Origin of the sequence: Luteococcus struthionis (genome assembly GCF_048595755.1) — a bacterium.
GTDB lineage: Bacteria > Actinomycetota > Actinomycetes > Propionibacteriales > Propionibacteriaceae > Luteococcus.
Map to the genome: position 1 here is coordinate 592,204 of NZ_CP184360.1, position 24,737 is coordinate 616,940.

Here is a 24,737-nt window from a genome sequence, read left to right on the forward strand (position 1 = left end):
ACCCCATGGTCACCACCCCCGGCGCCCTCAAGCAGTCGAGCCTCCGCTCGTTCAACCTCTCCCTGGTCTTGGGCCATGTGCTTGCCCAGAAGGAGCCCTGTTCACGCGCCGATGTCGCCGTGGCTACGGGAATGACCCGTTCCACGGTCTCTCGCCTGGTCGATGAACTGGTCGAGCATGGGCTGCTTGCCGAGCTGGCTCCCCTGACCGGTCAGCGGGGGCGTCCGGCGGTCCCACTGGTGGCCGCACAAGGGACGATGGTGGCCCTGGGCCTGGAGGCGAATGTCTCGCGCCTGGTGGCTCGCGCGGTGGACCTGTCGGGGAGGGTGGTCGCCGAACGGCTCGTTCCGGGCCAGTTCGCAAACTCCGATGCCGACCAGGTCGTCGGGCAGTTGGCCCGGCTCGCCAACGAATGCCTCGCCGACCTGCCAACAGGAAGCCGTCACGTCGGAACCCAGCTGGCAGTGGCCGGCCTGGTGGATGGAGAGCGCGGCCTCGTGCTGCGCGCCCCCAACCTTGGCTGGTCACAGGTGGACGTCCCGCAGGCCTTCACCCACCATGGCTTCAACGCTGCCGATCCGCCTCGAGTGGCCAATGAAGCCGACTGCGCCGCCCTCACCGTGGCGCAGTCCGCCCCGGGGAAATCCTCCGATCTGGACCAGTTCCTCTACATCTCGGGCGAGGTCGGCATCGGCTGTGCCGCCGTCTTCGGCGGTGAGGTGATGACCGGACGCCACGGTTGGGCCGGCGAGCTGGGGCACGTGTGCGTCGATCCCGACGGGCGCGCCTGCGCTTGTGGCGCCCGCGGATGTCTTGAAAGCTACGCAGGCCTGGGCAATCTGTTGGAGATCGCTGGCTTGGCAGACATGGATGCTCTCCTACAGGCATTGGGGACGCGCGAGCGGCGTGCCGCCGATGCCGTGCAGGTGGCAGGTCGCGCCCTGGGGGTGGCGACCTCGAGCGCGCTCAACCTGCTTGACGTCTCGGTGGTGGCCCTGGGCGGACACCTTGCCCCGTTGTCGCAATGGCTCACGCCGGTGCTGTCCGACGAGCTCTCCCAACGCGTGTTGTCGGCCCCCTTCGAGCCGCCAACCGTCACCACGATGAGTCTGGATGCGGGGACGGCTGCCACGGGTGCCGCCTATGCGGTGCTCAATCGCCTCATCGCGAACCCCCTGATGGTGCTGTGACCCGCGCGCTGCGCGGTGGTCTGCGCAGAGGATCCTGAAGCGCTGCCGCATCCTCAGCCGAGTTGCTTGACCAGGCGGGCAGCCTCCCCTTGACCGACATAGCCGCAGGCCGTCAGGTCGATGCCACCGGGCGCCGTGCCCTGCTCGAAACCCAACTCCCCCAGCGGCCGCGCCAGTTCCTCGACGGCCCGCAGCAATCTGGCCCCGACGTCAGGACCGTCCGTCCCCGTCTGCACTCGCATCACGTCGACGGTCCACCCGTCGTCCGCCGTGCGAAAACCCACCAGGGCAACAGGTTGGGCCCCCACCGCAGCCACCAGGGCCGAGCCGTCCCCCTGCAGCCGTCGTTCCACCTGTTCCCGGGCCAAGGCGCTCCACTCGTCACCGAATTCGGCGAAGGCGTCCACGTGGTGTTCCTCGATGCGCGAGACGGCAACCTCCCTCGACTGGCGTCGCGTTCCCTTCTTGCTTGGTCTGCCCATGCGACCATCCAACCAGAGCGAGCGAGGGGCCGACTCCCACCGGAGCCGGCCCCTAGCCGTCGCAAGGCGAGAATCAGCCGAAGATCGCCCGCAGCGTCACCACACCGATCGCGCCGACCGCCGCGGAGGCGGGCACCGTGATCACCCAGGCAAGGGCAATGGGCTTCATCAGGCCCCAGTTCGCGGCCTTGTTCACCATGCCGACGCCCAGGACCGCACCGATCAGGATGTGCGTGGACGACACTGGCAGGCCGAGCAGTGAGGCACCCATCACGACCGCCGCCGCAGCCAGCTCGGCAGTGAAACCGGAAGCCGGATGCATCTTGGTCAGACCCGTGCCCACGGTGTGGATCACGGCGCGGCCGATGAACCACAGGCCCGCCACCAGCGCGATGCCGGCGGTGAGCATGAGGGGGCCGGCCACCGCCGCCTTGTCATTGATCTCGCCGGTGTTGAGAACGTCGAGCACCGCAGCGAACGGGCCCACCGCATTGGCGATGTCGTTGGAGCCATGGCTGAAGGCGAAGGCAGAGGCGGTGAAGACCTGCATCCAGGAGAAGAGCAGGAAGGTGGATCGCTCCAGCGAGTACTTCTTGAGCGACTTCGCGAAGATGAAGACCGCCATCCAGACGGCGGCGCCCACCATGGCCATGATGATGAGGTTGCCGGTGCTGTCGATGTCCAACTTCAGGTTCTTCAGGCCCTTGAAGAGCATCATGGCCGCGATGATCATCGCACCGAAGGCGGCCAGCAGGGGGACCCAGCGCTCCAGCGCCTTGTGCGCCTGCACCTCGTCGACGCGATCCTCGATCTCGAAGAGCTCCCGGTAGTAGTCGGACTCGAGCTCGTCACGGTCGAAGTCCTCCGTGCGGGTCAGTGCCGCGTCGCGAGCGATGGCGTTGGTGTAGGAGATCTGCTGCAACTCGTCGAGCCGCTCGAAGGCCGCCTTGTGCCGCGTGCGGTGCTGGATGCGCTCGGTCTTGATGCGCCGCAGCTCCTCGTCGGCCTTGTCGTTGTAGATGAGGATGCCGTCCTTGATGGCCTTGAACATGAAGTAGGCGGCCACGCCACCAAGCAGCGGCGAAAGGAACCAGGAGACGACGATCTGCGCGATCTCACCCCACTGCACCATCTCCCACCCGCCGGTGCCGGTGACCATGCCGAGGGTGACAGACGCGCCGACGATGCCGCCAACGATGGAGTGGGTGGTGGAGACCGGCCAACCCATCTTGGTGGCGATCAGCAACCAGATTGCGGCTCCCAGCAGCGCCGACATCATGATGAACGCGAAATCCATCGGGGCGAGGTTGACGCTTTCAAGGTCGACGATGCCGCTACGGACGGTGTCGGTCACCTCACCGCCGGCCAGCACGGCGCCGCCAACCTCGAAGATCGCGGCGACGATCAATGCCTGCTTCATGGTCAGGGTGCCGGCGCCGACACTGGTGCCGAAGGAGTTGGCCACGTCGTTGCCACCGATGTTGAAGGCCATGAAACAGCCGAACAGAATGGTGACGACGAGGATTGCGTAGTGGGCCGACTGCTCGATCTGGCCACCGGCCCAGAGCGTGAACGAGATCAGTGTCGCGACGAGCAGCACTCCAAAGAATCCGTGCCACCAGATGTCCGACTTGTCCTTCGGTGGGCCCGTCTGCGCCACCTCTGGAGCGAGTGTCTTTTCTGAAGTCATGGAACTCTCCATGGTTGTGAGGGTTGGGTGTTGCGGAACACGACCATGCGACCGAAGCAAGGTGACCGCTCGGTGGCCGGTCGGTGAAGTCCACATGAGACCTGTAGGGCTCCGGCAGGATCGAGCCGCTGACGCCCCAGACCATCCGACCCTCGACGCACAAAGAGTGTGGCTGGCCGCAGACACACAACACCAACCGCCAGGGAATGACTCCCACCACGCTATTTCCGAGACAGGTTTGACCACATGCCCGTCGGCAGCGTGCACGTGGCAGGCTTGGTGCATGGACACGACACTGCGCAATCAGCTCGTCGGGACGGGGTTGGCGACCGCCGCGACAGCTGCCCTCGGGTCGGTGGCAACCATCCCGACGTCCGCATGGTTCAAGTCACTGGACAAGCCGACATGGCAGCCGCCGAACAGCGTCTTCGGTCCGGTGTGGACCGCTCTGTACCTGGACATCGCCGTCGTCAGCGCCCAACATCTGGCGCAGCTGCGTGAGGACGGTGACGACGAGGCTGCCCAGTCCTTCCAGACGGCGCTCGGCACCAACCTCGCCCTGAACGCGGCGTGGAGCTGGGTCTTCTTCCGCGGGCACAGGCTGGGTGCCAGCACGGTGGTCGCTGGCCTGCTGGCGGCCAGCTCCGCGGATCTGGTGCGTCGCGTGGCCGGCGTCGACGCCCGTCGAGCTGCGGTGCTGGCCCCCTACGCGGGCTGGACCGGGTTCGCGACGGTGCTGACCGACGCGCTACGGCGTCGCAACCGCTGACGGGGACCGACTCGGTGCACGGCAAGCAGCTGCAGGAGCACGCCGCCGCCAGGGCCGAGGAGCTGCCCGGCTCCGAACTCACCCACCCGTTTGGCGACGACTGGGACGTCTACAAGGTGTGCGGCAAGATCTTCATGCTCTTCAGCGAGGTGGACCAGCAGCCCGTGGTGATCCTGAAGTCGGCGCCGTCGGACGCGAAGGCCCTGGTGGAAGGCGTGGCCGACATCACCCCCGGTTACCACATGAACAAGAAGCACTGGATCACGCTGCACGGTGGCGGAACCCTGGACGGGCAGCTGGTGGACGACCTGGTGACCGAGTCCTACCTGCTGGTGCTGGAGAAGCTCCCTCGTCGGGTTCGCCCCGTGGATCCCGCCACTTTTGGCCGCTGAGCCTGTGGTCTTACATCAGAAGTGAGTGCGCCGGGCACCGTCGTCGGTACCTGGCGCACTCAGTCCCAGCGGGCCCCGGGGCCAGAGCGGGACGGATTGAGGGGCAGTACCCATATTGAGGCGGCATGGGCCATGTTGAGGCGGGTCGAGCCATCTCAATGTGATCCCAGGCACCTCAATGTGACCGCCGAACCAACGTCAGGTCTCGCAACCCTCGGCTCCCCACTGGGTCATGGCCCGCATGATGTGCCCGGGAGCCAGCAGGAAGACCGGCTCCAACCGCTCCCACCCCTTCTCCTTCACCTGCTTGGCGTAGGCGAGGTGGTCTGCGTCGAGCTGTGAATCGACGTCCAGTGGCGCACCGTCATTGCCGGTCAGCCCCACGTGGTAGATCCACGTCCGGCCGTCGGTCTCGGTGCGCAGGAACCAGGCCTCGAAAGCGGCGCGTTCGACGGCGAGGGTGGCGACGCATTCGTCGTAGCGGGCGTTGAGCATCTGCATCCACTCACGAACCAGCGACTCCTTGCCGTCCAGGACGCGGGCGCGCGCGAGTTCGAGCGTCATCCCGGCCGGGACCGAGGGCGGCATCGCGAAGGACTCCTGGGGCGTCATGCGTCCAGTTTCCCAGCCGGGCGCCACATGCCCACGAGGTCCTCGAACTGTTGGGCCAGCGTGGGCACGGTGGTGTCGAGCATCCTCGCCAACACCCGTGGGGCAGCTGGCGTCGAGCCGTCTCCCCAGGCCACCAGCAGGCCCAGGTCCGGGGTGAGACCTGGGTGCAGGTGTCCCCACCGGGCCGCGGCCGTCACACGGTCCGTGGTCCATGTGCAATCGTGCACGCTGACCATCGACGCGACGCTGAACAGCGTCTTGCGCCCGACCCTGCGAGCAAGGGCACTCGTCGCATCGGGAAAGCCGGGACCGGCGTCGGAGAGCGCCGTGCGCCACCGGCCGAGGACGGCCGCGAAGTCACCATTGAAACCGCGCGCAGCAGCGGCGTCACCGCGAAACCTCGGAAGCGCTGCGGCGGGGTCGGGCCCGGACAGCCAGACGCAGTAGTGCTTGAGGAAGACCCGGTTTCCGTGGCCGGCGTCGTCGTCTCCCAGGTCTTCGGGCACCCACGCCCCGATGGCGACGTCCCGAGCGATGTCGGCGTGGCGGGCAGACAGTGTTCGCGAAAGCTCCGAGGCGTCGGCCGGCTCCATTCCCAGGGCGACGATGTCCACGTCGGAGGCCCCGAGCCGCGCCTGCCCAGTGGCGACGGAGCCGTAGACGTAGAGCGCGACGCCCGGCCCCACGGCGTCGACGACGTCTGCCAGCACCGGCGCGAAGGCGGCGGGTATGCGGTGCCGGGCGGCGCCGGTCACGATGGTTCCGTCCTCGGCAAGGCCCTCCAGCGGATCCCTCATGCCCTGACCGTGCATCCGTTGGACCCGAAGATCGCGATCATCGGCGCGTTGGCCGCATCCGTCGATCCGACATAGCGACGGGCCCCGCGCCGATACAGGAGGGACAGGCCAAGGCGATGGAGTGCCCGCCCCATTCCCTCGCCGCGACGCGACGGCACAAAGGCCAGGTAGAACAGGGTTCCGGCCGACGGATCATCGGGAAAGGTCTGGGGCAGTACGACACCCACGCCCCCGTGGGCATCGGCGACCGCGAACCACTCGGTGGGATCGAGGGCGGGACCGGCCGCCTCGATGAGCTCCCGGAGGTCTTCCGCCGCGGACTCCGGCGTGCTGGTATGGAAGGGATCGCCATGGCTCGCCCGCAGCATCAGCTCGCCGAAGGCTTCGGCGCCCATCTCGTCGAGGCTGGTCAGCGTCCAGCCGGGCGGCGTCGGCTCCTGGGCGTCCAGGGTCTTGCACGCAACCACCTTCACCTCGTCCATGGGGCCAGTCTGGTGCGAACCGACGGACTGGGCCAGCGAGTTTCGTTCGGCCATCGCCTCCAGGACCGCCGCAAGGGCAAAGACTCAGGGCGCGCTGCTGGCCTTCTGCGAAAATGCCACCGTGGGCACTTTCACGACGAACAGCGGCATGACCGTCGGATACCGCGACCGCGGCGAGGGCCCCGTCGTGCTCGCCATCCCGGGCGGCCCACTGCGCGACGCGGACTATCTGGAGGAGTTCGGGGGTCTTCCCGACGAGGGTTTCCGGCTCGTCACGCTCGAGCTGCCCGGGACAGGACGTACTCCGACCCCCTGGGACCCCGCGGGCTGGTCCGCGGCAGCCGTCGCGGATCACGTCGAGGAACTTCGTCAGCACCTGGGGCTGGAGCAGATCGCCTTGCTGGCGCACTCGGCCGGGGCCGGGGCTGCGTATGTCTACAGCCGTCAGCACCCTGAACGCGTTGCCCGCATGGTGCTCGTCACACCATCGAACCGCTGCCTTGGACTTGAGGACACCGACGAAGAGTGGGAACGGCAGAGGAACAAGCGGGCCCACGAGCCGTGGTTCCACAGTGCCCATGAGGCGCTGGAGCAGATGGCCCAGCACGGCCCCACGCCCGAGCTGCGCGCCGCCATGGCGCCGTTGCTCTACGCACGCTGGGATGCACGATCACAAGGGCATTCACGCGTCGGTCAGGACGATCGCACGGGGGTGGCCCACTATTGGCGCGGCCTGCCACCCCGCCCCGAACTGGCTGCTGCGATGCGTCACGTGACTACCCCAGTCCGGTTGCTGACCGGAGAACTGGACATGGCGCCCGGCCCCGAGCTGGCCTCCCGCATGTGCGCGCTCTTCCCCGACGCCACGTTCACCCAACTGTCCGGCTGCGCCCACTTCCCGTGGATCGACGAGCCCGAGGCCTTCCGCGTCGCCCTGCTCACGGCGCTGGGTTAGCCGTGGACCAGCAAGGTCCGTACCACAGTCACATGCGGCGACACACATGGGATGCTCCTCACATGGGGCTCCTTGGACCGAGTCGCCTGTACCCGGGCTTTCCACTCACGACCCACGACTACGACGAGTTGGTGCAGGAGATGCGACAACGGATGCCCAGCCAGGCCATCACGCTGGCGCATTCACAGGGAGCGGTGGAGGCTCTGGCCTCAAGCCCAAGAGACGTTTCGTTGGTGCTACTGGCTCCCAGCGACCCTCGTCGACCGCGGCCTGGACGCCGGGCGCAGGCCACCGCGTTACGAGCTCTCGGCTGTGTGTCTCGACTCAACGGCTGGTTGGCCATGGCTCTACGTCGTCGATCATTCTCTGCAGTGGGAATGCAGCCGCCAGAGGGGCCCCTCTTCCGCTGCGGGAGGCCGCACGACGTCTCTCACCCCGGACGGTTGCGGTGACATCCAGACGAGGTCTGCTGGTCGTCACGTCCCCAAGCGACCCACGACATGGCGAGCAGCTTGAACTGGCACGCGACCTTGGGGCAAGCACGCTCCTCATCGACGGCGGGCACATGTTCCCTCTGACGGCTCCCGTCCAGACAGCGCGTCTGGTCCAGGAGCAGCTTGCCCTCGGGCGACTGGGACCCCAAGGGTGACTCGCTGCGCGTGAGACTGCGAACCTCACTGCAACTTCCCGCTCAGAGTTTGAATGATAGTTGTAGTCTGCCAGTGTGAATTGGAATGACGAGGTGCTGGCTGAGGCGATCACGGAGATGCGTGCACGCCGGGGAGACACGACGTCCATCGAAGTGAAGCGCGCCACCGGTGGCGTGCCCGTCATGCCGGAAACCCTTGCAGCATTCGCCAACATGCCCAACGGCGGCACCGTCATCCTGGGAATCGATGAGGCGGGTGGACGATTCGACGTGGTCGGCGTGCACGACATCGCAGCCCTCGAGGCAGGTTTGGTCTCCATAGCTCGTCAAACGGTCCAACCAGCGCCACACCTGGACTTCCAGACCTTTCACGTCGATGGCCGCCCCGTCCTGGTCGCGCACGTCGCACCACTTCGCATCGCCGACAAACCCGCCACCGTGGGCGGACGTTCGTACCTTCGCCAAGCAGACGGGGACTACGAAATGCACCCGCACGAGCTACGGATGCTCGAAGTGGCGAAGCTCCACAGCGACGAGCAGGTGAACTACGACCTGGCTCGCGCCATCGGCCGTGGACGGGCAGATCTGGATGCAGACTTGGTTGCCGACTACCTCGACAGCGTTCGCCGTCACGACCGACGGCTGCGGGATCTCACGGACGACCAGATCCTTCAGATGACCAGCGTGCTGAACGCTTCCGGCGAGCCCACCGTGGCCGGCCTCTACTCGCTCGGAACGTACCCCCAGGGCCAGTACCCCGCGCTGACTGTGACTGCTGCGGTACAGCTGGCCGGCGGCGAGGGCCAGGCCCGCAACCGCAATCTGCAGGACTTCACGGGTCCAATCCCCGTTCTACTCGAGGACGTTCTCGCCTGGGTGGAGAACAACCTCGACACAGTCCACCGTTACCGTAGCGACGGCCACATGGAGGAGATCTCGGAGCTGCCCCTCAATGCCGTTCGAGAGCTGGTCGCCAACGCCTTGGTGCACCGTGACCTCGGCCCGAGCACCCTGGGCACGGGCAAGCAGATCCAGATCCGGCTCACTGCAAAGAGCTTCTTCATTCAAAGTCCGGGTGGCCTCCGGGGAGTTTCACTGGCACAGCTCGTCAGCGTCGAGCACGCCCAGGCTGCCGTCAACCAGCGCCTCTACCAGATCGCCAAGCGCCTGACGACCTCGGATGGTGCGTCGGTCATCGAGGGCGAGGGCGGAGGCATCCGTGAGGTCTTCCGGTCCGTGCAGGACCGAGGCCTGCCACGCCCCCAGCTCTTCGACACAGGGGTCCAGTTCAAAGCTCTCCTCTGGCGCCCCCGAAGTGATGTCGAAACGGCGCCTCGCCCCGTGGTCGAAGCGCCAGCCGACAGGCTTCCGGTCGAGTCGGCTTCGCTGCAAAGCACCGCGCCCACCCGCAACGAGCCCCTCGTCCTCAGGATGCTCAGAACCAGCCCGAACCCGCTGACGATTCACGAGCTCGTTGACGGAACCGGCCTCACAATCGGTCAGGTCCGTTACGCCCTGAGCCAGCCGCTACGCGATGGCCTCGTGGTCATGGACGGTCAGCAGGGGTCTCGGTCGACTCGCTACCGTCTCCCCCCTCGGGATTGACAGTCACATCCCGTCGAGCCCCTCACTCCAACTGTCATCACAACTACAAGTGAAAGTCACGATGCCCGGAAATGACGGAGCCTCGTCTCCTGAACCACCGCGCAGTCGATACCCCCTTGGGGCAGCCACTCCAGAGGCTGCCCCACAACCACAACCCAACAGCTGCGCGGTCGGGCGAGGCGCCCGGGCAACGCGAAAGGCCCCGATCCTGAGATCGGGGCCTTTCACATTTGTACGCGAGAGAGGAGTTGAGCCGTGGGGCCAGCTCCGACCCGAGGGCGGGAGAACTCACTGCCAGCGCTGCTTCACTAGGGGAAAAGCAAGCCAATCAGGGGCTGCGTTCCCCCTGTCCGAGTGAGCACGACGAGGCCGTTTGGGCTTGTTTGTTGCACGCATATTGCACGCGACGGGGAGGTTCGAGATGGGCAAGCCGAGGGGGAACGCACATGAGGACGCGGGGAAACGCGAACGGAGAAGCTTCGGTCGCCTGCGCAAGCTGAGGTCGGGGCGGGTGCAGGCCGGCTACATCGGGCCGGACTGCAAGCTCTACATGGCGCCGGCCACGTTCGCGTCGAAGATCAACGCCGAGGGTTGGTTGGCGCAGGAGCGGCGACTGATCGACCTCGGGGTGTGGCAGCCGCCGGACACCCGCGAGCCCGACCCGTCCATCACGGTGCCGACGCCACGGGAGAAGCCGAAACCGCCCTGCCCCACGCTACGCGAGTACTCCCAGACCTGGCTGGCAGACCGGATCGCCACGCCCCAAGGCGACGCCGGCTCCTTGCGGCCGTCGTCGCAGAAGGACTACCAGATGCTGCTGCGCAACCACATTCTGCCGACACTGGGCGACAAGCGGCTCGACGAGATCGATCTGGACGACGTGGTGGCGTGGCACCGGGAGATGGCGAAGAAGAAGATCGCACGCACCCGATCGAAGGCGTACAGCTTGCTGCGCGGCATCATGAACGCCGCGATCGTCGACCGCACCCTGCCGACCGTGACAACGAACCCCTGCCGGATCAAGGGCGCTGGAACGACCAGCCGCGAGAAGGACATCACCCCCGCAACGCTGGACGAGCTGGCCCGCATCGTGGTGGAAATGCCCGACAAGTGGCGTGCCGCGGTGCTGCTCGGCGCCTGGTGCGCCATGCGCTACGGCCAGGTCTTCGAGCTGCGCCGCAAGGACATTGATCTGGACGCCGGAATCGTGCGGGTTGAGCGAGGCGTCTCCTGGGTTGCCGGCGATGTGGTGATCGGACCGCCCAAGACGAAGGCCGGCAAGCGCCGGGTGGCGATTCCGCCGCACATCATCCCCGACCTGCGACGCCACCTGGCGACCCATGTCTCGCCAGGCCAGAACGCCTTGCTCTTCCCGTCCGAGGACGGGCGCAACATTCGGCCGTCGACCTTCCTGCGCGCCTGGCATCGCGCCTGCGCCAAGGCTGGACGGGAGGACCTGAAGTTCCACCACCTGCGCCACACCGGCGCGGTACTGGCAGCCCAGTCGGGGGCGACGCTCTCGGAGTTGATGGGGCGCCTCGGCCATGCGACGCCGGCCATGGCGATGATCTACCAGCACGCTGCTGCGGACCGGGACCGCGAGATCGCCAAGCATCTGTCCGAGATGGCACGGAAGGCGAGCGCCTCGTGACCAACGAACATCTTCCCTCCGTAATACACATGCAATACAGTTGGGGTGTGCAGGACGAACTGGACTGGCGCCACCGCCGCGACTACATCGCCAAGCACGACATGACGCCCCAATGGGCCGACGAGGCCTTCGCCGACCCGAATCGCCTGGTGCTCGACCCCGACCCGGCGTCGGAGTCAGGGCGGACGATCCGAGTCATCGGCTGGTCGGCGTCGCTGCAGATGTTGGTGACGGTGATCGCACTGCCCGACGACGGAGTGATCTGGGGAGTGAACGCGTGGCGGTCGAACAGCACTGACCACCGCAGGTATCGAGAGGAGGCCACTGATGAGGATTGACGAGCTGATCGCTGCCGAGGCCAAGGCCAGCGAGCAGAACAAGGACGCCGAAATGAAGCCCGGGACCAAAGTAACCCGCGGACACGGCAGGTCCAGGACTCTGCAGGTGCGCCTCAACGACGACGAATTCGCCGCCCTGGCGCGCGTAGCCGAAGAGCGAGGAGTTCCGGCGTCCACGCTGGCGCGCGACCTGCTGCTGCGGGAACTGGGCGACCACGACACAGACCCGCGGTCACTGCTGGCCAGGATCCGTTCCGATCTGGACGAGCTGGCAGCCCGCGTGGCGTGAACTGCTGCCGAAGGCACCAGACGCCTCGATGCCGACACCCGAGAAACCGTGTCAACCAAACTGGGGGCAGACCCTCCTGCCCGCGGCAGCAGGATGTTGACCCACGACCGGATATGCGGATGACGCTGGGCCTGTCTCCCGGTGATGATGACTGCGAGCGATCGATTGGGGAGGATCATGAGCTACGACGACCCGCGCCTCGCGGCGATCTATGACATCGACAACCCGGACGGGCCCGACCATGACTTCTTCCGTCGCGTGGCCGATGAGCATGGAGCAGCCGACATCATCGATCTTGGCTGCGGAACCGGAATCCTCACCGTCACCCTGACCGGGCTTGGCCGGGCGGTCACCGGGATCGACCCCGCCCCGGCCATGCTCGACCAGGCCAGGAACCGGCCTGGCGGCGACAAGGTCACGTGGGTGCAAGGCACTTCCGAGCAGATCGCCCCGGGCAGCGCAGACCTGGTCGTCATGAGCGGCAACGTCGCCATGCACATCTTGCACGAGCAGTGGCAGACCACACTGGAGAACATCGCAAAGAGCCTGAGGCCGGCCGGGATCTTGGTTTTCGACAGTCGCAACCCTGAGTCACGGGCGTGGCAGAACTGGAACGACGAGCTGGGCGAGCGCGACACCCCGGTCGGTCGGCTTCGAGAGTCCTTGGCCACCGACCCACCCGACGAGGACGGAGTGGTGGTGATGCACTGCCACAACGAGTTCGACGACGGAACGGTGCTGGACGAAGACCAGCGACTTCAGTTCCGCAGTCACGCACAGATCGTTCAGGACATCGCCGCGGCCGGACTTGCCGTGGAGGAAACATACAGCGACTGGTACAAGCAACCATTCCGCGGCGGCCCCGGACAGCCGCTCATGGTCTTTCTCGCCAAACGTCCCTGACCAACCGCGGCAAGAGCTGGCGTTGATCAGTGCTTGCGCAGCTCCATCTCGATGAAGTCGTAGGTGCTGCCGTTCGTGGGCTGCGTGTACGTCCGGACGATGGTGAAGCCTGCTGCTTCGTAGACCTTGATGGCTCTCTGATTGAACGCTGCAACGCTGAGCATGATGGGTAGCTGTGTGAGCCCTTCTGTCTCCAGAAGGGCCAAGGCAGCCTGCAGGAAGCTGAGGCCGCGGCCATCTCCGGTCAGGTCGGGGCGGAGGCCGAGACTGATCTCGCAGCGATCGTCGTCGCCTGGGTCGGCTGTGAAGAAGCCCACCAGGTCTTCGCCGTGACGGACCTGCCAGAACCTGTCGGGCCATTGGGCAGGACTGACGAACTCCTTGTAGTCCTCCATGTCGGCCGTGGCGTCGTAGAAGTCGTAGGGCGCGGGGTACTTCCAGTCGTCAGCGATGACCTGGGCCCCCTCGACGGTCATGGGGATGAAGGTCAGGGACTCGCGCCAGCCGTTGGCTTCCGCGGAGTTCGACATGCAACGAGTCTTGGTAGGCGCCGCCCTTGCCCACTCTGGTGAACAGCGCATGCTGCTCGATCATGCGGAGCGCGTCCCCGATCGCCGCTTGATGGGCCCGCTCCACGATCGCAGCGGTGGACGGATCAGCCAGCGCCCACAAGGCCGAGACCGACTTCACTGGAGAGAAGGTCAGGTCGAAACCGGCCACCCCGGCCGGCGCCTTCAACTCACGGGCCAGGCGCGCCGACAGCTCGAGTTCGCTCGGCTGCCTCCCATGTTCTGCGATGAACCCCTCGGTAGCGACCTGGGTGCGGATCTCGGCCAACATTGCCGCTTGGTCGGCCCGGTCCAGGATGCGGCCACGGGTCGCGGCATCGAGCCGGTCCGCCACCTCTCGCTGAAAAGCCGTGACCGATGCCCCGCGAAACGGCTGCCCGATCATCCTGGCGCCACGGATCTGCTCGGCAGTGGGCTGCTCGCCCTCGAACCTCGGTGACGGCAACTCCGCCAGGGGATGGAGCCCGGCGCCGAAGAGCGCGCGCATGTGCTCCGGCGTCACCACGTCACCGGCAGCAAGGCCGTCGATTGCTGCCATCCCCGAGCCGACCCAGACGCCCGGAACCTCGCCCCGTTCCGAGTAGTACGACACCAACGTGACATGCCCGCGTTCGGCGACGTCCTGCCGCGCCACCTGCTTGGTCAGGTAGGCATAGCCGGTCCCCGCGGCCAACTTCTGCATGCTCATCACGCACACCCAAGCCCGTCCGAGCCCGCTGGTGACCGGGGGAACACCTGGGTGCACTAGGTGTGTGGCTCACTTCAAGAGTCACTACAACTGTCACTCATAGTTTGACTGAGAGACGAGACTCCTCACTCAAACTCGAAGTGAGACTGCCACTCAACCCTGCATGGCACCGCGTCCGGACGAGCGCGTCCGATGATCAACGATGCGGTAGGCGATCGCGGCCACGAGTAGCCACCCGGTGGCGACCAGCAGCTCCCCCGCTACTCCGGGCCAGGGGCTTCGTCCGGCAAGGCTGGCGCGCATCGCGTCCAAGGCATGTTGCAAGGGCAGAACACCGCCCAGGAAGTGCAGCCATGGCGCCGCCCCGGGGGTGAGCAGTGCGCCCGAGGTCAGGATGACCAGCGTCCCAGCCGTGTTGTGGATGAGGTCCTGCGAGTCGTTGCCGATTGCGGGTGCAATGATCGCCAGACCGAAGGCGGTGCACGCCGCCAGCGCCGGCAACAGCGTCCAGCTGTGCCGTAGCACGGACAGCACGTGTGCGGGACTGTCCACGAGCAGTCCGATCACCACGCAGACCACGATGGCCTCGACGAAGGCCCGAGCTGCCAGCACTCCGGTGCGCGCCAGGTACTGCAGCACCACGGGAGCCGCCGCGCGGCTGACGGCCGGGTAGGTCCGGAACCAGACGTCGTAGATCGGGACGTCGGAGGTGTGCGAGATGGTCGAGCCGGTGATGGCGAGGAATACTGCACCCACGTAGGTCCAGTCGAGGCCCGCCTGGCCCGCGATCATGCGTCCGAGCAGCACGTAGACCAGGCTCCGGAACAGCAGTGGAACGACCACTCCCAGCATCCAGTACTGCGGCGGCAACTCATCGGCCTGGACGCTGCGCCACATCCGCGCGTTGGCGGTGAAGATCTCAACCGAGCTCAAGGGTGGCTTCCTTTCGTGCACGGCGCAGCAGCACCTGCAACGCCTTGGCTCCCACGAGTGCGTACAGGACGGAGATGCCCGCGGCAGCTGCCCACAGGTCCCACCGGGGATGGGTGGCGGTGGAGGCGAGGAACCGCTGCAGCCACGAGATGTTCAGCACCGACCCCACCCAGGCCACCCACGTCGGCAGCTGGTCGTAGGGGATGATCGTGCCGGCGAAGAAGAGCACCGGGGCTCCCACGGCCGTAGTCAGCTGGAAGGCATGCTTGGTCAGCATCAGGCAGGCCCCGATCATGAGGCTCGACGCCACACCACCCGCCAGGACGGTCAGCAGCCCGACGGCCAGCGCCATCGGGGAGGCCACGCGCAGCGGGATTCCCAGCGCCAGCACGAAGGCCGTGTTGGTGGCCAGGATGAGGCAGGTGTCGTAGAGCACTCCCCCGACCGTCTTGCCCACCAGCACCATCAGGGGCGAGAGCCGACCGGTGAAGGAGACGCCCAGCGTTCCCGACTGACGCTCTCGTCGGATGATGCCGGCACCCGACCAGAGCGATGCACCCCAGAAAGATGCGAGCAGCACCCCGCTGAAGGCCTGGGTGGCCTGTTCCGGGGTCAGTCGGTCAAGCCGCGGCAGCATCACCAGGACCATCCACATGGCCGGGCTGACGAGCCCGGTCACCAGGTTCATGGGACGCGACATGACCACTTTGAGCTGGCAGGTCACCATGGCCAGGAAGCCGGTCACCGGTCGCTCCCGATGACCTTGCCCGAAGCGAGGGCGAACGCGTCCTCCAGGCTGGACGGCCGCACGTCGAGGTCGACGAGCTCCTCGTCCTGGAAGCGTCGTGCGAGGTCAGCGAGTACCGATCCCGTCCAGCGCTCAACCGGCACCACAACCTCACGAGCACGTTCCCCGACCCCGAGGTGCGCGGTGACGACGGCATCCAGCCCGGTCAGCCGACGGAACTCAGCCAGCGGCAGGTCGTGGGTGATGGTGCCGTGGCTGATCATCACCACGCGCTGCGCGAGGCGTTCCACGTCCAGCAGGTTGTGCGAGGTGAGAAGCACAGTCGTCCCTCCGGCGTGCATGCCGGCGATCACGCCGCGCAGCCGCTCGGACTCGTTGGGGTCGAGACCTACGGTGGGTTCGTCCAACAGCAGCAGGCGGGGTTCGGTGAGCAGGCCGACGGCGATGTGGAGACGTTGCCGCATGCCCTTCGAGTAGGTTTGCACCTTGCGTCGGCCGGCCTCGGCTAGGCCCACCTCGTCCAGCAGTTCGGGAATGCGGCGCTTCAGCTCCCGGCGACCGACGCCGTGCAAGGCGCCGAAGTACTCGAGGTTGTCCCTGCCCGTGAGCATCTCGTAGAGGCCACGGTCGCCTCCGAAGATCACCGTGGTGTCGCGACGAACCTGCTTCGCGTCCTTGACGACATCGTGCCCGAAGACGGACACCGAACCGCTCGATGGGAAGAGCATCGTCGAGAGGATCTTCGTCAGGGTCGTCTTGCCGGCCCCGTTCTCTCCCAGCACGGCGACCAGCTGGCCCGTGGGGACGTCAAGGCTGACGCGGTCGAGGGCGGTGACCGTCCGTGCGCCGTCGCGAAAGGTCCTCGTCAAGCCGTCGAGGTGGATGGCAGTGCTCATGGGCAGACGCTCGCATCCGCCCACCCCGGACGTCCATGGATGTAGCGTTCTGCTTCATGGAACAGAGCGCGCACGTCTACCGCAACGCGCTCGCAAACCTGCGCTTCTCGCCGAATCCGGTCAGCGAGTGCGCGTTGGCGTCCATGATCGTGCTCTATCCGGCACGTCATCCCTTCCACGCCAAGTGGTACGCCGAGACCGCAGAGGACCGCTCCACCGTCGGCGAGGAACGCATCCTGACCCTCATCAATCGCGAGAAGTGCCTGGTCGACGTGTTCATGCGTCCCGCGAGCCGACGAGGCGTCAGCTACGAGGGCGAACGTCGCATCCTCGAGCAGGTGCCCGCGCGGCGTTACAGGCATGACGTGGAGCAGGTCTGGGGACGCGACATTCCCGAGGTGCTGGGACGCACTGACGAGCAGGTCAAGGCCAACCTGCTGGCCATCTTGGACGACTTCTGGCACCACTGCTTCGAGGCCTACTGGCCGCGCTTCCGCCAGGTGCTCGACGCGGACGTCACCTACCGGGCCCAGATGCTCGCCGCCATGGGACCGGGCGCGGCCTTGGCCGAGGTACAGCCCCACTTCGTGGTCCGGGGGCATGACGTGCTGCTGCCACTCGGCAACGACCCCTGGCAGCCCTATGAAATCGACACCGCAGCCACCGGCTTCACCATGCTGCCGACGCTGGTCAAGTGGGGCATGAACCTGCCCAACTCGGGCGAGGCCGACGCCGTCTTCAGCTATCGCGCGAGAGGCCGCGGACGGCTCACCGAGCACCAGGCCGACACCACACCCGGCCTCGTCGGCATCCTGGGCCGCACCCGCACCGAACTGCTGCTGAGCCTGGACGAGCCGGCCTCGTCAACGGCCATCGCCCTGTTCATGGGCGTCACGACCACAGCAGCAAACCAGCACCTTCGCGCACTTGCTGCCGCGGGGCTGCTCCAGACCTCCCGCTTCGGCCGCTACGTGCTCTACGAGCGCACCCGGCTGGCGGATGACCTCATCGCGGCGAACTGAGGCTCAAGCCCCGGCAGCTCGTCCACGCGAAGGCGGATCAGGCGCCGTCCCACCCGGTACCCGCGCAGCTCGCCGCGTCGAATCATCCGGCGCAGTGTCACCTCACTGACAGAGAGCCGCTCTCCCGCCTCTCGGATGCTGATGAACTCGGGGGCCTCTCGCGTTCCCCCGCTCGTCTGCTGCGTTCCCCCTCGGGGCATCTGCTGTGCGCTCATGCTGACCCAAGCCACGAACCGCACCCGTGGGGCTCAATCCACAGGACATCGTCGTCCTGGAGCAGAAGCCCGCTATTGCGGGTTAACGGCAGGAATGTGTGTACAGGACGACCAGTTTCATTCGTGGTGGCTAGGCGTGATGATGGTCTGAACATGCTCTGGGAGCATGTTCAGTGCAGGTTGCGAGGAATCACCCACGCTGTGGTGTATGCGGAGCCAAGTTGGTCAAGAACGGCAGGACCACCGCGGGCAGGACCCGGTGGCGGTGCAAGACCTGCGGCGCCTCGACCACCCGCACGCGTGGTGACATCACCCGCCGAGCAGAACTGGGCGCCTTCCAAGCCTGGCTGCTCGGGCCCACGTCGCAAGCAGCCACCGGCGGGACGGGACGTTCCTTCCGAGCCTCCACCAGCTGGTGCTGGAACATCCCTGCGCCCCAACCAGTGGTCACCGGCGAGGTCGACGAGGTCCTCATGCTCGACGGCACCTACCTGCAGGACTGGTGCGTGATCATCGCGTTCAACGGCACCCACGTGCAGGGCTGGCAGTGGTGCAACCAGGAGTCGAAGGCCGCCTACCAAGCCCTCCTGACACGACTCCCAGCCCCCGACATGGCGGTCGTCGACGGCGGCCAGGGCGTCGCCGCCGCCCTGCACGAGTGCTGGCCTGACACCCTCGTGCAGCGCTGCTACTTCCACATCTTCCAAACGGTCACCCGGCACCTGACGATGAACCCTCGACTCGAGGCTGGCAAGCAACTACGCGCCCTCACCGTCGCGTTGATGCGCGTCACGAGCCTGGACGCAGCGACCGAGTGGACCCGCCAGTACCTGGCCTGGGAAGCCGAGTGGGATGCCTTCCTGAAACACCGCACCTACGCCGGCAAGCACCGAGAACGCCCCGTCGGGATCGGGGAATGCGTCCAGTGGTGGTTCACCCACCGCGACCTGCGCCGCTGCAGGGCCCTGTTCCGCTCCCTGATCCGCCGCGAACAGCTGTTCACCTGGCTGGCCTTCGACCCGCCCCGCCCCAGGACCACCTCACCCTTGGAAGGCGGCCCCAACAAGGCCATCAAGGACCTCCTGCGCGTCCACCGCGGACTACCACCAGACCACGCCCGTCGGGCCGTCGACTGGCTGCTCAACAGCCTCACCGAGCACCCCCACGACCCTTGGCAACTGGCCCGACCCGAGCACTGGAACCCACCCGTGCGGACCCGTCAGACCACCGAAGAACCCCTCGGACCACAACCCGGGACCAGCTTCAGCTGGGAAGACGGCAACGGCCTCCAGAAGGGCTGGGCCGGACGATCACACAGATGACACGCCCAGAGCCATACACACATTTCTGCCTATAACCCGCTATTGCACCGATATTGCACGGACAAGCAAGAACCGCTCCGACCGGGGAGTGTTCCCTGGTCGGAGCGGTTCCGAGATCGTGCGCGAGAGAGGAGTTGAACCTCCACGTCCCAAGGGACACTGGCACCTGAAGCCAGCGCGTCTGCCATTCCGCCACTCGCGCATCACTTGCTCTCCGGAACTTGTTCCGTCGAACGCAGCTCGAAAAAGATAGCACAGCTTCACCGGGTGTTGCACATCGAGTCATTCGAGAATGCGAGAGGCCCTCGGAGGGCGGCCCATCACCGCCCCCCCGAGACAGCGTTGGGATCCGGTTCAGCCGAGCTCTCGCATGATCTGCTTCATCAGCTCCGCCGTACCCGACGGTGTCCGCCCCACCTGCACCCCAGCCGCCTCCAGGGCCTCCTTCTTGGCCGCCGCGGTCCCCGCGGAGCCGGAGACGATGGCACCGGCATGCCCCATGGTCTTGCCTTCCGGCGCGGTGAAGCCGGCCACGTAGCCCACCATCGGCTTGGTGACGTGCTCGCGGATGTAGTCGGCGGCGCGCTCCTCCGCGTCGCCGCCGATCTCACCGATCATCACGATGGCGTCGGTCTCGGGATCCTCCTGGAAGGCCTGAAGGCAGTCAATGTGCGTGGTGCCGACGATGGGGTCCCCGCCGATCCCCACGCAGGTGGAGAAACCGAACTCTCGAAGCTCGTACATCATCTGGTAGGTCAGGGTGCCGGACTTGCTGACCAGACCGATCCGACCAGGACCGGCGATCGTCGCGGGAATGATGCCGGCATTGGACTTGCCGGGTGAGATCAATCCGGGGCAGTTGGGGCCGATCAGCCGCGTGCGCGTGCCCTCGGCCATGCGATGGAAACGCGCCGTGTCACCCACCGGAATCCCCTCGGTGATGCACACCACCAACTCCACCTCGGCCTCGATGGCCTCCTCGACGGCCTTGGCGGCATGCGGCGCGGGCACGAAGACCACCGAGACATTCGCGCCGGTGGCCTGGCGTGCCTCGGCCACCGAACCGAAGACGGGCACCGGGCTCTCCTCGAAGGTCACCGACTCCCCCGCCCTGCCGGGCGTGACACCGCCGACGATGCGAGACCCGGACATGATCATCCGCTGCGTGTGCTTGCGCCCCTCGGCGCCGGTCATGCCCTGGACGATGATCCGCGAGCTGTGGTCAAGAAAGATCGACATGACTGCTCCTCAGTTCGTGGAAGTGTTGGCGGCCAGCTCGGCTGCGGCGCGGGCAGCCTCGTCCATGGTTGCGACGACGGTGACCTTGGGATGGTCGTACTCGGCGAGGATGGCGCGGCCGACGTCGACGGAATTGCCATCCAGACGCACCACCAGGGGCTTGGAGGCCCGCTCCCCCAGTTCGTTCAGCGCGACGACGATGCCGTTGGCCACCTCACTGCAGGCTGTGATGCCACCAAAGACGTTGACGAAGACACTCTGCACCTGGTCGTCGGACAGGACGATGTCCAGGCCGTTGGCCATCACCGTGGAACTGGCGCCACCGCCGATGTCCAGGAAGTTGGCCGGGCGGGGCTGACCGGGCAGGTCCTCCCCGGCGGCAGCAACGACGTCGAGGGTGCTCATCACCAGTCCGGCGCCGTTGCCGATCACCCCCACCTGCCCGTCGAGCTTGACGTAGTTGAGGCCCTTCTCCTTGGCGCGCGCCTCCAGCGGATCGGCGGCCTCGGCGTCGACGAGCTGCTCGTGCTCCGGATGGCGGAAGGAGGCGTTCTCGTCCAGGCTGACCTTTCCATCCAGCGCAAGGATCACCCCCTCGGCCGTCTTCACCAGGGGATTTACCTCCACCAGGGTGGCATCCTCGTCGCGGTAGACCTGCCACAGCTGTTTCAGTACCGGTGCGATCCGCACGGCGTCACGCACCCCGAAGCCCGCCGCCTCCAGGATCTCGCCGGCCTTGTCGTCGTCGATGCCCACCAGCGGGTCGACGGCCACCTTGGCCAGCGCCTCGGGCCGCTCTTCGGCCAGCTGTTCGATGTCCATGCCACCCTCACGGCTGCACATGGCCAGGTAGTTGCGCTCGGCACGATCCAGCAGTAGGGAGAAGTAGTACTCCTCGGCGATGTCGGCCCCTTCGGCCACCATCACCCGCCGCACGGGGTGCCCCTTGATGTCCAGCCCAAGGATCTGGTCTGCCGCCACGGCCGCCTCGTCGGGGCTGTGGGCGAGCTTCACCCCGCCCGCCTTGCCGCGTCCACCGGTCTTCACCTGCGCCTTGACGACGACGGTGCCACCGCCGAGTTCCTCTGCGGCCTGGCGGGCCTGCTCGGGGGACTGGGCGACGAGGCCGCGCAGGACGGGCACACCGTGGGCTTCGAAGAGCTCGCGTGCCTGGTACTCGTAGAGGTCCACACTGACTCCACTGGGTAGTTGGGCGCCGGGCGCCCCCGGCGTCTGACGGAGCCACGCTAGCAATCGTGTGATGAAATTCACACCCCCAAAAGGGAGGCCTCCCCGAACAGCCGAGGCTGCCCGGGCAGGCCACAACAGTTCAGCGAGTCACTGCGTCACGCCTTGATGACCATCCGGGGCCGCTTGGCCGGATCGAGCCACGCGATGGTGCGGTTCAGCTCGGTGCGGTTGGTGAGCCCGACGCAACCGCCGGTGGCAGTGGACGAGTAGTGCAGGAAGATCCCGGAACCGGAGCCCCGTCCGTAGCGCACGGGACGGTCGTAGTTGTAGCCGATCACCGCCGCCTGCCGGTACAAGCCACGATCACGGTAGCCGGACAGGTCCTCGCCGATGCCACGGCCGGACAGGGTGCTGTTCTCACGCCACCGGTTGTAGTCCTTCAGTCGGGGATTGTTGACCCACACGGAACGGGCCTTGATGGTGCGGTAGCCCATCCGGGTGCCGGGATTGCCCTCACCGAAGGCGTACTTGATGGCAAAACTGCCGGCCGGGGTGGTGTTGGTGCCCTGGCGTCGCTTGGCCGCGGCCACCACTCCCCCGCTTCCGAAGCGGGCGGTGCTCTTCTGGCCAACCTTGACCCAGCATCCCTTGCCGATGCCGCGCCATTCGTAGCGGGCCCAGGTGCCCGTCGAAGCCTTGGTCCGGTCGGCCACCATCACCTGCCGCGAGGTCTTGTACGAGACCGAGGTTCCGGGGGCATGCTCATGACAGACGGCTGCACTGGCCGTGGGGATGTTCGCGGCCGCGACGATGGGCACGGCCAGGGACAGCGACAACAGGGCGACACGAGCTCGCCTGAAGGTATTGCGCATGGGGGGGTTCTCCTTGATCGGGGGCTCGAGGAGCCGGCGGGGGCCGACAGTGGCACGATAGGTTGCCGCTCGGCCGCCCCGGGAGATGCCACGCCCAACCCGCCCATGAGCCGTACACAGGAAGCGTCGATGAAAGCCGCCTCGATGAAAGACTGGGAGCGTGAACGAGACCTTCTACGACGCCGTCGGCGGCCACGAGACCTTCCAGAAGCTGGTGCACCGTTTCTACGAACAGGTGGCGGCCGATCCCGAGTTCCGCGCGCTCTACCCCGAAGAAGACCTGGGCCCCGCCGAGGACCGGCTGCGCACCTTCCTGGAGCAGTACTGGGGCGGCCCCAAGACCTATCAGGAGAATCGGGGCCACCCGCGACTGCGGATGCGCCACAACGTCTTTCGCATCACCCCGAAGGAGCGCGACACCTGGCTTCGCTACATGCTGACCGCGGTCGACGAACTGGAGCTGGCCCCGGAGCATGACGCCCCACTGCGCGACTACCTGGTGCGCGCCGCCAATTCCTTGGTGAACTCACTGCCCACCCCGACAGACGAGGGTTTGGGCGGGCCAGCGGTGCCGCCCGTCGTCGGGTGAACCGGGAAGGCGTGGCACCCCCCCCACATTGCACCCTGGCGGCTGCAAATTGCGCACAGGCTGCTGAAGCCTCGGCTGCACAGGGATTCTCTCCGCAACCCCACCTTTTGGTCAGTCCAAGGAGTGAGGATCACCGTTCCAATCACCGGAACAAAATAGTGATCTTTGTCACGTTTGAGCACAGACTCAACGCATGCCTCGGACGAGGCAGATGCATGCTGGCCAACCTCAACGGAGAGCACCTTGACCGACATCACGACCCCTGTGTCAGACCCCATGTCCGCGCCCGACCACAAGGAGCGCAACCGCGCAGTCTTCTCCAGCTTCCTGGGAAGCACCGTGGAGTACTACGACTTCCTGCTGTACGCCGCCGCGGCGGGCCTGGTCTTCCCCAAGCTCTTCTTCGGCAACCTCTCGCCCGAGCTGGGCACCACGCTGAGCTTCGTGATCCTGCTGATCGGCTACATCGCCCGCCCGGTGGGCTCGATGGCCTTCGGTCACTTCGGTGACAAGTTCGGCCGCAAGAACGTGCTGATCATCACCCTGATGACCATGGGGCTGGTGTCGGTGGCCATCGGATTGATGCCATCGGCCAACCACATCGGCGTGGCCGCCCCGATCCTGATGGTGGTCCTGCGAACCCTGCAGGGCCTGGCCGTGGGCGGTGAATGGGCCGGCGCCACGCTGATGGCCATGGAGCACTCCACCGAGAAGAACAAGGGCTTCGGCGCGTCGCTGGCCGTGGCCGGCGGACCCACCGGTGCCGTGCTCTCCACCCTGGTGCTGGCCATCTTCGCCGGCGTCGCCGGTGAGCAGTTCGCCAATCCCGAGGGCCGCTACTTCCTCGACGACTGGGGTTGGCGCGTGCCCTTCCTGTTCAGCGCCGGCATCGTGATCCTTGGCCTGTTCCTGCGCTCCCGCGTCACCGAGTCCCCCGAGTTCGAGGAGGCCCGCAAGCGCGGCGAGGTGCAGACCGGTGTGCCGCTGGTGAAGATGTTCCGCGACGCCCCCAAGGAACTCGTGCTGGGCTCGCTGGCCGGCGCGGCAGGCCTGTTCCTGCAGGGCATCGGTGCCACCTTCATGGTCCCCTACGTCGTGACGACCACCGCCGCCGCGGGTGATCCGATCAGCCGCTCCGAGGCCCTGATGATGAACACCACCGGTTCGGTGATCGCCGTGTTCATGATCCCCTTCATCGCCTGGCTCAGCGACCGTTTCGGCCGTCGCCCCACGATGATGGCCGGCGGCGTCGTCTCCGTGATCGGCATGTGGCTGTGCTTCAACCTGATCCAGAGCGCCGAGCATGCCATGGTCTGGGTCGGTTTCGTCGCCCTGGTCGGCCTGGTGCAGCCCGCCCAGTACGGCCCGATCGGCGCCTTCCTCTCGGAGAAGTTCGACGCCGACCACCGCTACACCGGCGCGGGCATGACCTTCCAGATGGCCTCCATCATCGGCGCCGGCACCGCTCCCCTGGTGGCTGGACGCCTGGTCAACCCCAACGTCGGCCTGACCCATCTGGCGATCTACGGCACCGTGTTGTTCGCCATCTCCACGATCGCGATCTTCCTGTCCAAGGAGACCGCCCGTCGCCAGAGCCACCAGCAGCGCTTCATCGAGGAAGCCGTCTTCGAGGCCTGACGCTCTCCAGG

Annotated in this window: 27 protein-coding genes and 1 tRNA gene; 13 read left to right on the top strand and 15 right to left on the bottom strand. The window is 66.6% G+C overall.

Translation table 11 applies throughout. From position 1 onward, the window contains the following. Positions 1 to 5: 5 nt before the first annotated feature. Positions 6 to 1,190, top strand: coding sequence for an ROK family protein (locus ACOAMO_RS02815; RefSeq protein WP_420176084.1), 1,185 nt, complete (start codon positions 6 to 8; stop codon positions 1,188 to 1,190). A 53-nt stretch (positions 1,191 to 1,243) separates the two neighbouring features. On the opposite strand, the gene ACOAMO_RS02820 is transcribed toward ACOAMO_RS02815, so the two are convergent. Both ACOAMO_RS02820 and ACOAMO_RS02825 read right to left on the bottom strand, forming a co-directional pair. Then, positions 1,244 to 1,672, bottom strand: a complete 429-nt coding sequence (locus ACOAMO_RS02820) for a hypothetical protein (protein WP_420176085.1) — start codon at positions 1,670 to 1,672, stop codon at positions 1,244 to 1,246. A 73-nt stretch (positions 1,673 to 1,745) separates the two neighbouring features. Continuing rightward, the gene (locus ACOAMO_RS02825; RefSeq protein ID WP_420176086.1) at positions 1,746 to 3,362 is read right to left on the bottom strand and encodes an inorganic phosphate transporter; all 1,617 of its coding nucleotides are present in this window, start codon (positions 3,360 to 3,362) and stop codon (positions 1,746 to 1,748) included. Between the two features lie 283 nt (positions 3,363 to 3,645). On the opposite strand from ACOAMO_RS02825, the gene ACOAMO_RS02830 reads away from it, so the two are divergent. Both ACOAMO_RS02830 and ACOAMO_RS02835 read left to right on the top strand, forming a co-directional pair. After that, positions 3,646 to 4,131, top strand: coding sequence for a TspO/MBR family protein (locus ACOAMO_RS02830; RefSeq protein ID WP_420176087.1), 486 nt, complete (start codon positions 3,646 to 3,648; stop codon positions 4,129 to 4,131). Positions 4,132 to 4,145: 14 nt separating this feature from the next. Then, complete coding sequence (locus ACOAMO_RS02835) at positions 4,146 to 4,523, top strand: MmcQ/YjbR family DNA-binding protein (protein WP_420176088.1); 378 nt, start codon at positions 4,146 to 4,148, stop codon at positions 4,521 to 4,523. A gap of 198 nt (positions 4,524 to 4,721) precedes the next feature. Here the strand turns inward: ACOAMO_RS02835 and ACOAMO_RS02840 are convergent, their stop codons facing one another. The 3 genes from ACOAMO_RS02840 to ACOAMO_RS02850 are packed head-to-tail and all read right to left on the bottom strand — an operon-like array spanning position 4,722 to position 6,414. After that, complete coding sequence (locus ACOAMO_RS02840) at positions 4,722 to 5,135, bottom strand: DUF6176 family protein (RefSeq protein WP_420176089.1); 414 nt, start codon at positions 5,133 to 5,135, stop codon at positions 4,722 to 4,724. Then, the gene (locus ACOAMO_RS02845) at positions 5,132 to 5,932 is read right to left on the bottom strand and encodes a nucleotidyltransferase domain-containing protein (protein ID WP_420176090.1); all 801 of its coding nucleotides are present in this window, start codon (positions 5,930 to 5,932) and stop codon (positions 5,132 to 5,134) included. Before ACOAMO_RS02845 ends, ACOAMO_RS02840 begins: the two co-directional genes overlap by 4 nt. Continuing rightward, positions 5,929 to 6,414 (bottom strand): hypothetical protein, encoded by a 486-nt coding sequence (locus ACOAMO_RS02850; protein ID WP_420176091.1) that lies wholly within the window; start codon positions 6,412 to 6,414, stop codon positions 5,929 to 5,931. Before ACOAMO_RS02850 ends, ACOAMO_RS02845 begins: the two co-directional genes overlap by 4 nt. A gap of 121 nt (positions 6,415 to 6,535) precedes the next feature. On the opposite strand from ACOAMO_RS02850, the gene ACOAMO_RS02855 reads away from it, so the two are divergent. The 6 genes from ACOAMO_RS02855 (at position 6,536) to ACOAMO_RS02880 (ending at position 12,804) form a co-directional block, all read left to right on the top strand. Continuing rightward, positions 6,536 to 7,369 (top strand): alpha/beta fold hydrolase, encoded by an 834-nt coding sequence (locus ACOAMO_RS02855; RefSeq protein WP_420176092.1) that lies wholly within the window; start codon positions 6,536 to 6,538, stop codon positions 7,367 to 7,369. Positions 7,370 to 8,093: 724 nt separating this feature from the next. Further along, on the top strand, positions 8,094 to 9,623 hold the full coding sequence (locus tag ACOAMO_RS02860; protein WP_420176093.1) for an ATP-binding protein: 1,530 nt from the start codon (positions 8,094 to 8,096) through the stop codon (positions 9,621 to 9,623). 421 nt (positions 9,624 to 10,044) lie between these two features. Continuing rightward, positions 10,045 to 11,274, top strand: a complete 1,230-nt coding sequence (locus ACOAMO_RS02865) for a tyrosine-type recombinase/integrase (RefSeq protein WP_420176094.1) — start codon at positions 10,045 to 10,047, stop codon at positions 11,272 to 11,274. A gap of 47 nt (positions 11,275 to 11,321) precedes the next feature. Further along, positions 11,322 to 11,612 carry a hypothetical protein gene (locus tag ACOAMO_RS02870; RefSeq protein WP_420176095.1) on the top strand — a complete coding sequence of 97 codons (291 nt, stop codon included), beginning with the start codon at positions 11,322 to 11,324 and terminating at the stop codon, positions 11,610 to 11,612. Further along, entirely contained in the window at positions 11,602 to 11,901 is a 300-nt protein-coding gene (locus ACOAMO_RS02875; protein WP_420176096.1) for a hypothetical protein, read from the top strand. Before ACOAMO_RS02870 ends, ACOAMO_RS02875 begins: the two co-directional genes overlap by 11 nt. Before the next feature lie 177 nt (positions 11,902 to 12,078). Further along, positions 12,079 to 12,804: a class I SAM-dependent methyltransferase gene (locus ACOAMO_RS02880; protein ID WP_420176097.1), complete on the top strand. Its 726-nt coding sequence runs from the start codon at positions 12,079 to 12,081 to the stop codon at positions 12,802 to 12,804. Positions 12,805 to 12,830: 26 nt separating this feature from the next. Here the strand turns inward: ACOAMO_RS02880 and ACOAMO_RS02885 are convergent, their stop codons facing one another. The 5 genes from ACOAMO_RS02885 to ACOAMO_RS02905 form a co-directional block, all read right to left on the bottom strand. Further along, complete coding sequence (locus tag ACOAMO_RS02885) at positions 12,831 to 13,280, bottom strand: GNAT family N-acetyltransferase (RefSeq protein ID WP_420176098.1); 450 nt, start codon at positions 13,278 to 13,280, stop codon at positions 12,831 to 12,833. Further along, on the bottom strand, positions 13,249 to 14,061 hold the full coding sequence (locus tag ACOAMO_RS02890; protein ID WP_420176099.1) for a relaxase domain-containing protein: 813 nt from the start codon (positions 14,059 to 14,061) through the stop codon (positions 13,249 to 13,251). The genes ACOAMO_RS02885 and ACOAMO_RS02890 overlap by 32 nt, the downstream gene beginning before the upstream one ends. A 153-nt stretch (positions 14,062 to 14,214) precedes the next feature. Continuing rightward, the gene (locus ACOAMO_RS02895) at positions 14,215 to 14,994 is read right to left on the bottom strand and encodes an ABC transporter permease (protein ID WP_420176100.1); all 780 of its coding nucleotides are present in this window, start codon (positions 14,992 to 14,994) and stop codon (positions 14,215 to 14,217) included. Beyond that, complete coding sequence (locus ACOAMO_RS02900) at positions 14,981 to 15,739, bottom strand: ABC transporter permease (protein WP_420176101.1); 759 nt, start codon at positions 15,737 to 15,739, stop codon at positions 14,981 to 14,983. The genes ACOAMO_RS02895 and ACOAMO_RS02900 overlap by 14 nt, the downstream gene beginning before the upstream one ends. Beyond that, positions 15,736 to 16,638, bottom strand: a complete 903-nt coding sequence (locus ACOAMO_RS02905) for an ABC transporter ATP-binding protein (RefSeq protein ID WP_420176102.1) — start codon at positions 16,636 to 16,638, stop codon at positions 15,736 to 15,738. The genes ACOAMO_RS02900 and ACOAMO_RS02905 overlap by 4 nt, the downstream gene beginning before the upstream one ends. Positions 16,639 to 16,694: 56 nt before the next feature. Here ACOAMO_RS02905 and ACOAMO_RS02910 point away from each other — a divergent pair, with 56 nt between their 5' ends. Next, positions 16,695 to 17,660: a hypothetical protein gene (locus ACOAMO_RS02910; RefSeq protein ID WP_420176103.1), complete on the top strand. Its 966-nt coding sequence runs from the start codon at positions 16,695 to 16,697 to the stop codon at positions 17,658 to 17,660. Here ACOAMO_RS02910 and ACOAMO_RS02915 read toward each other — a convergent pair. Continuing rightward, positions 17,615 to 17,875: an excisionase family DNA-binding protein gene (locus tag ACOAMO_RS02915; protein ID WP_420176104.1), complete on the bottom strand. Its 261-nt coding sequence runs from the start codon at positions 17,873 to 17,875 to the stop codon at positions 17,615 to 17,617. The genes ACOAMO_RS02910 and ACOAMO_RS02915 overlap by 46 nt on opposite strands. 173 nt (positions 17,876 to 18,048) lie before the next feature. On the opposite strand from ACOAMO_RS02915, the gene ACOAMO_RS02920 reads away from it, so the two are divergent. Continuing rightward, on the top strand, positions 18,049 to 19,197 hold the full coding sequence (locus tag ACOAMO_RS02920) for an IS1249 family transposase (protein ID WP_420176105.1): 1,149 nt from the start codon (positions 18,049 to 18,051) through the stop codon (positions 19,195 to 19,197). A 119-nt stretch (positions 19,198 to 19,316) separates the two neighbouring features. Here the strand turns inward: ACOAMO_RS02920 and ACOAMO_RS02925 are convergent. The 4 genes from ACOAMO_RS02925 to ACOAMO_RS02940 form a co-directional block, all read right to left on the bottom strand. Further along, positions 19,317 to 19,399, bottom strand: a tRNA-Leu gene (locus tag ACOAMO_RS02925). A gap of 152 nt (positions 19,400 to 19,551) precedes the next feature. After that, positions 19,552 to 20,436: a succinate--CoA ligase subunit alpha gene (gene sucD / locus ACOAMO_RS02930; protein WP_420176106.1), complete on the bottom strand. Its 885-nt coding sequence runs from the start codon at positions 20,434 to 20,436 to the stop codon at positions 19,552 to 19,554. 9 nt (positions 20,437 to 20,445) lie between these two features. Then, positions 20,446 to 21,627 (bottom strand): ADP-forming succinate--CoA ligase subunit beta, encoded by a 1,182-nt coding sequence (gene sucC, locus ACOAMO_RS02935; RefSeq protein ID WP_420176107.1) that lies wholly within the window; start codon positions 21,625 to 21,627, stop codon positions 20,446 to 20,448. A gap of 155 nt (positions 21,628 to 21,782) precedes the next feature. Beyond that, positions 21,783 to 22,499 (bottom strand): L,D-transpeptidase family protein, encoded by a 717-nt coding sequence (locus ACOAMO_RS02940; RefSeq protein ID WP_420176108.1) that lies wholly within the window; start codon positions 22,497 to 22,499, stop codon positions 21,783 to 21,785. 160 nt (positions 22,500 to 22,659) lie between these two features. On the opposite strand from ACOAMO_RS02940, the gene ACOAMO_RS02945 reads away from it, so the two are divergent. Then, positions 22,660 to 23,088 carry a globin gene (locus tag ACOAMO_RS02945; protein ID WP_420176109.1) on the top strand — a complete coding sequence of 143 codons (429 nt, stop codon included), beginning with the start codon at positions 22,660 to 22,662 and terminating at the stop codon, positions 23,086 to 23,088. A 276-nt stretch (positions 23,089 to 23,364) separates the two neighbouring features. Continuing rightward, the gene (locus ACOAMO_RS02950; RefSeq protein WP_420176110.1) at positions 23,365 to 24,726 is read left to right on the top strand and encodes an MFS transporter; all 1,362 of its coding nucleotides are present in this window, start codon (positions 23,365 to 23,367) and stop codon (positions 24,724 to 24,726) included. Positions 24,727 to 24,737 lie beyond the last annotated feature (11 nt).

Excerpts from the sequence above, each read along its gene's own strand:
- ACOAMO_RS02830 (WP_420176087.1), top strand. The coding sequence starts at position 3,646 with ATGGACACGACACTGCGCAATCAGCTCGTCGGGACGGGGTTGGCGACC.
- ACOAMO_RS02850 (WP_420176091.1), bottom strand. The coding sequence starts at position 6,414 with ATGGACGAGGTGAAGGTGGTTGCGTGCAAGACCCTGGACGCCCAGGAG.
- ACOAMO_RS02825 (WP_420176086.1), bottom strand. The coding sequence starts at position 3,362 with ATGACTTCAGAAAAGACACTCGCTCCAGAGGTGGCGCAGACGGGCCCA.
- ACOAMO_RS02905 (WP_420176102.1), bottom strand. The coding sequence starts at position 16,638 with ATGAGCACTGCCATCCACCTCGACGGCTTGACGAGGACCTTTCGCGAC.
- ACOAMO_RS02885 (WP_420176098.1), bottom strand. The coding sequence starts at position 13,280 with ATGACCGTCGAGGGGGCCCAGGTCATCGCTGACGACTGGAAGTACCCC.
- ACOAMO_RS02950 (WP_420176110.1), top strand. The coding sequence starts at position 23,365 with ATGTCCGCGCCCGACCACAAGGAGCGCAACCGCGCAGTCTTCTCCAGC.
- ACOAMO_RS02840 (WP_420176089.1), bottom strand. The coding sequence starts at position 5,135 with ATGACGCCCCAGGAGTCCTTCGCGATGCCGCCCTCGGTCCCGGCCGGG.
- ACOAMO_RS02875 (WP_420176096.1), top strand. The coding sequence starts at position 11,602 with ATGAGGATTGACGAGCTGATCGCTGCCGAGGCCAAGGCCAGCGAGCAG.
- ACOAMO_RS02845 (WP_420176090.1), bottom strand. The coding sequence starts at position 5,932 with ATGAGGGATCCGCTGGAGGGCCTTGCCGAGGACGGAACCATCGTGACC.
- ACOAMO_RS02815 (WP_420176084.1), top strand. The coding sequence starts at position 6 with ATGGTCACCACCCCCGGCGCCCTCAAGCAGTCGAGCCTCCGCTCGTTC.
- ACOAMO_RS02910 (WP_420176103.1), top strand. The coding sequence starts at position 16,695 with ATGGAACAGAGCGCGCACGTCTACCGCAACGCGCTCGCAAACCTGCGC.
- ACOAMO_RS02880 (WP_420176097.1), top strand. The coding sequence starts at position 12,079 with ATGAGCTACGACGACCCGCGCCTCGCGGCGATCTATGACATCGACAAC.
- ACOAMO_RS02865 (WP_420176094.1), top strand. The coding sequence starts at position 10,045 with ATGGGCAAGCCGAGGGGGAACGCACATGAGGACGCGGGGAAACGCGAA.
- ACOAMO_RS02820 (WP_420176085.1), bottom strand. The coding sequence starts at position 1,672 with ATGGGCAGACCAAGCAAGAAGGGAACGCGACGCCAGTCGAGGGAGGTT.
- ACOAMO_RS02890 (WP_420176099.1), bottom strand. The coding sequence starts at position 14,061 with ATGAGCATGCAGAAGTTGGCCGCGGGGACCGGCTATGCCTACCTGACC.
- ACOAMO_RS02940 (WP_420176108.1), bottom strand. The coding sequence starts at position 22,499 with ATGCGCAATACCTTCAGGCGAGCTCGTGTCGCCCTGTTGTCGCTGTCC.
- ACOAMO_RS02915 (WP_420176104.1), bottom strand. The coding sequence starts at position 17,875 with ATGAGCGCACAGCAGATGCCCCGAGGGGGAACGCAGCAGACGAGCGGG.
- sucD (WP_420176106.1), bottom strand. The coding sequence starts at position 20,436 with ATGTCGATCTTTCTTGACCACAGCTCGCGGATCATCGTCCAGGGCATG.